The 1,505-nt window shown below is 57.4% G+C and carries 1 protein-coding gene; it reads right to left on the bottom strand.

The features are described 5' to 3' along the window. Positions 1 to 516 (bottom strand): flagellar hook-basal body complex protein (locus tag A3764_RS23480; protein WP_150122441.1); only part of this gene is annotated, 516 nt, incomplete at its 3' end. Positions 517 to 1,505 lie beyond the last annotated feature (989 nt).

Raw genomic sequence — 1,505 nt, 5'->3', positions numbered from 1 at the left:
GCTGATCGTCATCGCGCCGGTGGGCGAGCCGGTCTGCGACAGGCTGCCCAGATTGACGGTCTTGAGATCGCCGAACTGGTTGCGATCAATCATTCCGAGGCTCGCGGTTTGATCGTACGGGAAGCCCGCGAGGTAATAGCCCGCGGCGTTGCGCAGGTTGCCGTTCTCGTCGGGCAGGAAGGAGCCTGCCCGGGTCAGCATGAAGTTCGCCTCGTTGGTCTCGTTCGGCTGCTTGGAGACCACGAAGAAGCCCGGCCCGCCGATTGCCAAGTCGGTTGCTTGGTCGGTGGCGCGCAGCGCGCCTTCGGTCGAGATCTCGGAGCCCTGCACCGCGCGCACGCCCGAAGGCGCCACCGTGCCGTTCTGGCTCAGCGTACTGGTGGTGACCATCTGCACGAAGCTGCGCCGGTAGCCGTCGGTGTTGGCGTTGGCGATGTTCTCCGAAATCCGGCCCACCGCCGTCGAATTCGCCCGCAGACCGCTCACGCCGGTCTGCATGGCATATGAAATGCTCATAGCCCTGTCACGCCCTGATATCCAAACGCCGACCCTGTTTGATCACTCGCCGAACAACGGGTTACGCGTCCTGCCTCATGCTTGTTATTCTTTCGTACAGGTCACACCCACATCCAATTGCGGCAACAAGATGGCGGACGCTAGAGTAAGATCCTATGAGTGCCATAGGTATAGGTCGCCTGGATGGGTAAGCTGGCTGCATCGCATTCTTCTCAGCTTTTCGGCTTGGCAAAGATGTTGGCTAAGGCACGGGTTTACCGACCATGTCGGGGTCATCCTGCGATAGACAGGTTGTGTTTATTTGAAGATCTCTCTCGGCGAGAAGGCATTATCATGGGGCCGGCGCCCTTTGTTGATATATCGCGATAAAAGCTAATAATCTGCGCGAGCATTTTTGGGCAAAGCATGACCGTGACCTAGCCTTGATCGGGAATTTTGCCATCTTTGAAAAGCACCAACTCGCCAGCAAAGCGTATGGCAAGAGCTGGTCGTGCAAATACTTTGCCCTGACTTGCCGAAGGTGACTATCTAATCGCCCGGCAATAGCCCGTTAAATGGAGTGACCGAGCGAGACCAGTGCAAGGCCCAAGATGGCGACAAGGGCGGCATCTCGCTCGATCATACGAATACTGCACGAAACCTGGTAGAAATGGCAACGGAGCAGACGGGAGTATGCTAGCTATTTTCGGGCATTCCCGTGGTCGACCTCCCCCGATTGCTGCTGCCCTTCAAGAAGGCGGACGACGGTTATACCGCTGGGAGAACCTTTCCGCTCCGCCTCTCTCTCTTCCGTTCGCAAAAAACAGGAGGGCAACCTGACGCTGCGGCATGACGTTCAACTATCAGATTGAAGCGTTGAAGGCCGACAATGCCTGGTCAGTCGCCGTCCGATCGGGCCAGGGCGACCGCGATGTCCGCATTGTCGANAATAGCTAGCATACTCCCGTCTGCTCCGTTGCCATTTCTACCAGGTTTCGTGCAGTATTCGT

Source organism: Sulfitobacter sp. HI0129, from assembly GCF_001635395.1.
GTDB lineage: Bacteria > Pseudomonadota > Alphaproteobacteria > Rhodobacterales > Rhodobacteraceae > Sulfitobacter.
Note: the sequence above shows the minus strand (reverse complement) of the source record. Positions and strands in the feature narration are given on the sequence as shown.